This is a genomic window from Candidatus Chlorohelix sp. (assembly GCF_037138995.1).
GTDB lineage: Bacteria > Chloroflexota > Chloroflexia > Chloroheliales > Chloroheliaceae > Chlorohelix.
Window position 1 is genome coordinate 1 of the sequence record NZ_JBAXHI010000091.1, and the last position, 3,686, is coordinate 3,686.

Here is a 3,686-nt window from a genome sequence, read left to right on the forward strand (position 1 = left end):
GAGGCGGTCGGTATGTCGCTGTTTTGTGTAATCGAGTAGAAAAATGATACCAGTTGCAAAAGTTAAAATTAAGGGTAGAAGCAAAAATAGGGTCAGAATTTCGAGCATTTTTGTCACACTTTCTGGTATTATTGAACTTGCAAGGTCGTCACACACCTTGCCGGCAGTAGTCGCAAGCTACTGCCCTTTGTTTATCTTAGCACATATTTTTGACAAATCAGTCTAAAAATCTCAAATTGATGAAGCGTTTAGAACAATAATCAAGCCGACCTCCCGCGCCAAACTTTACAGACTTGATATATAAAAAAGGGCGCTCTTTTGTGCAGAGCAGGCGGTAATAGCTACCGAGCCGGTGGCGTGATAGGTTAGCTCGTTATCTAACTCCTGCACCAGAATTAAAAGGTTCATACGCGCTCTATATCAATTCCCAAATAGCATTTAATAGGCATTCGCGGCGGCTTGCCACATTCGCCACACAATAACGGTTCTGGTGGTTCATTAGGGTTAAGAACCGCAATAACCGAGCGATAGGTAGAATTGCACCTGCATAGCGCGTTATCGGCTTTGTGGCGGTTCTGGTGGCGTTCTAGTTCGTTTATTCGCGCTCTTAAAATCATTGTTACCCATTGTTTTGCAAACTCAGATTATTCAGAACGCTTCCGCCCAGCGTGGTTAGCAAAGCGTGGCTGCTCCAATGCTTGCTTATATTCACTCCAAAACGCCACCAGCTTATTAGCAAACTCTTTTGTTATGCTACGGTCTTCTTTTAGTTCTGCTACTGTATAGTTTTGCAGTTCTTCTATATCCTCCTGCACAAAATCGGCAAGTGATATGAAACTGTCGTCGTCCATTTCGTTTAGGCGAAAGTCGTGGTATTCCCGCAAAATTTCGTAACTTAAATAATTACGTTCGATTACTGCTGGTTTTAACGGGCTATTAGGAAAGTGTTTTGCAAATAAGCGCTCAAACTCGGCTTTTTGCTTGAGTTTGGTGGCGGCATTATCCGGCGCTGGCGCTGGTGGCGGTGCAGGCGCTGCGCGTTCTGTTTTAGCGTTCTCCTGTTTTGCTGTTTTGCTCGGTTTGGGTAGGCGTTTATCATTCTTTGTTACGTAGCTAATAAACGCGCCTGCCGAATTGGTCAGCCGGTTACCCTGTTGTGACACATAGGTTAGCGCGTTCTGAATGTCGTTATCAAGCCAACCGTTTTGGCGTGCCAAAAATATAAGCTCGTTCGCTTTATCGTGGTGAATTCCTAGCGCGGTTATGTTTGCCACCAGCGCGTTATTCTCGGTGGTGGCGTTAGCCGAACCACCGAGAATAACGCCACCACCACCAAAACTGTTTGTTTTGGTGTATGTTGTGGTATCAAAATTTGATACTTTATCGTTATTTAAAGTATCATTTTTTGATACTTTTTTATGTGGTTTTGGGCGGTTTGCTTTATCGTAACTAGACGCGCCTGTTAGGTTTAGTTCGTAAACTGCTGCAAGCGTTCGCCCTTTATTGCCACGCTGGTGGCAAAATATAACGCCTGTTTGCGCTAGCTCGGTGATAGCTTTTTTAACGCTATTGATAGTCAAGCCTGTTAGCTCTGCTAATTGCTTTTGCGCTATAGCGTCAATTGTTTTGTTAAACCCAGCAGTATGCGTAAAGATAGCTAACGCTACTTTTACCGCCGAACCTGACAATGTTCGCATTTGTTCGCGGCTAAAGACTGAGGGTATTCTATCGAACTGATAACCTGCACCGTAACCGGTGGCGGGTCGTTCTGGTTCGTTTTGCATAATGAATAACTCCTATTGCACCAAGTAGGCGTATTTACCGCCGGGGGCGTATTTGCTCCAATCAATAGAACTCGGCGCGTTCGTTTGGCGCTGGTGGCGTTCTGCACCGGCTCGGCGCGGTGGTTCGGCGGTTCGTTCGGCGTTCGTTCTAACCAGCGTGGTTAGCAAAGCGTGGCGGTTCTGCACATTCGGCGCGGTGGTAACATACTTTATCAAGCGTTCTAAGTAGGCAATATCACGCCCATTTTGCACCAGAACCAGCGTTAAACGGTTCGCTTCATTCCTGCCAAACCCAAACTGCACCAGCAAATTAACCGCCACCGCCACCACCGTTTTATTTTGATTCTGGTTTTCTTTTGTGTGGTGCAATTTTTGCACCTGCTCGGCGTGGTTTAGGTGCAATTTTTGCACCTGCTCGGAATCGCTCGGCGCTGGTTCAGGCGGTGGTGGTTCGTTTGCTGGTTCTGCTGGTTCTGGTTCAGGCGCGTTTAATGCAAGCTCGGTTAAGGATATGCCACGCTGGTGGCGCGTTATCAGTTTGCGGCGCTCTAATTTATCAAGCGCTACCACCAGCGAACGCCTGCTAACTCCTGCACCGTTATCTAATCGCTTATTATCGTTTGTGATAACACCGTTTAGAAATTGTTCGTAACTAATCCAATCGGATAGCTTTTGATAGCCGAGCAAGTGGCGGTAAACGTAAAGCATAACGCGCAATTCAGAGGCGGTTAATTGAGGCGCAATAACATCTAAAAAGTAGTTTGGCGTTTGCGTATAGCAAAACGTAACAATAGCGGTATTTTGCATAATGAACTCCTAAAACGCGCCGTATTGCAAAAAGGCGTAAAACCTTTTACAATAACGGTGCATAATTGAATATTTTTGAGAGTAGCAGCTTAGTTTTGAGGACGGCTGCTATTCTCTTTTTTATATTCCTTTTAGCCACGATATTTAGCTTGAGCAGCATACTACCACAAAAAAAATTCGTATGCTACTTATCACACTTGATTGCTTTATCCCACGTTCACCACAACTCATTTCTACCACCGGCGGCGGCTAAATAACAATGGTTATTACTAATGACAATCAAAATTGTACAAAGTAGCTGATATTTGTCGCATTAATGATACTGAGTGTGTTCTAACTGATACTAGCTTTCCCCTAACATTTCAAAGTTTTTCAGCCCGTTAGCCAGCGCAATTAATGATGCTATCTTTTCTGCTAACCGGCTATCAATAGCTGGAGATAACACAGCTATAGTCAGGTCGCGTTTTAAATACCTTGCCACGATTTTATGCCCGGTTGACGGGTGAAAATCGGATAATAAAATCTGCTCTGCTTTTGCCTTAATCATGATAATGCCTCCTCCCCCTTCCACGCTTACGTGCCTCCATATCAATCACGCCCAATCAATCAATCAATCAATCAGCGTTTGAGGCTAGTTTTTGTACAGCGTAGTAACTTAGACCTGTCGCCTTGCCTATTTCCCGGAGTGATAACCCATCGTTTTTCAAAGCCTTAACCGCTTCAAAGGGCGTAATATCAGGCATTTCGGGTGCTTCAAGTTGTGGTAATGTTTCTACATCTTCAAGTGATAAAGCCCCTTCCTGACCTTCCTGTGAGCTATGGTTTGAGTCCTGATAGCGCTTGAATGCAATCTCTCGAATCTCTCGATTATGTTCAGCAAAAGACATTGAGCGGTTATCATTGCCGTTTCCAACATTCAAGGGCTTCCCGCTCAAATGGGTGGAGAAGTTTGGCGAGTAGGTAAAGTGTGTCAAAGCTGGATAGTTGGTAGGCTTTTGACCCGGCACTGCCAATAGTGCAATAGCGCCAGTTTGGATATTCACCGCGACCGGGTAATTGCCGTTTACATCGCAATTAACAATCTTTACAAAAGAC

Annotated in this window: 5 protein-coding genes; all 5 read right to left on the bottom strand. The window is 44.9% G+C overall.

All coding sequences use genetic code 11. The features are described 5' to 3' along the window. Positions 1-404: 404 nt before the first annotated feature. Positions 405-617, bottom strand: coding sequence for a hypothetical protein (locus WCK19_RS18255; RefSeq protein ID WP_342398837.1), 213 nt, complete (start codon positions 615-617; stop codon positions 405-407). A gap of 27 nt (positions 618-644) precedes the next feature. Beyond that, entirely contained in the window at positions 645-1,784 is a 1,140-nt protein-coding gene (locus tag WCK19_RS18260) for a replication protein (protein WP_342398838.1), read from the bottom strand. 12 nt (positions 1,785-1,796) lie between these two features. Beyond that, the gene (locus WCK19_RS18265) at positions 1,797-2,591 is read right to left on the bottom strand and encodes a hypothetical protein (RefSeq protein ID WP_342398839.1); all 795 of its coding nucleotides are present in this window, start codon (positions 2,589-2,591) and stop codon (positions 1,797-1,799) included. Positions 2,592-2,934: 343 nt separating this feature from the next. Continuing rightward, the gene (locus WCK19_RS18270) at positions 2,935-3,138 is read right to left on the bottom strand and encodes a hypothetical protein (protein WP_342398840.1); all 204 of its coding nucleotides are present in this window, start codon (positions 3,136-3,138) and stop codon (positions 2,935-2,937) included. A 67-nt stretch (positions 3,139-3,205) separates the two neighbouring features. Beyond that, the coding region (locus tag WCK19_RS18275) for a hypothetical protein (RefSeq protein ID WP_342398841.1) at positions 3,206-3,686 on the bottom strand (481 nt) is incomplete at its 5' end.

Excerpts from the sequence above, each read along its gene's own strand:
- WCK19_RS18255 (WP_342398837.1), bottom strand. The coding sequence starts at position 617 with ATGATTTTAAGAGCGCGAATAAACGAACTAGAACGCCACCAGAACCGC.
- WCK19_RS18260 (WP_342398838.1), bottom strand. The coding sequence starts at position 1,784 with ATGCAAAACGAACCAGAACGACCCGCCACCGGTTACGGTGCAGGTTAT.
- WCK19_RS18270 (WP_342398840.1), bottom strand. The coding sequence starts at position 3,138 with ATGATTAAGGCAAAAGCAGAGCAGATTTTATTATCCGATTTTCACCCG.
- WCK19_RS18265 (WP_342398839.1), bottom strand. The coding sequence starts at position 2,591 with ATGCAAAATACCGCTATTGTTACGTTTTGCTATACGCAAACGCCAAAC.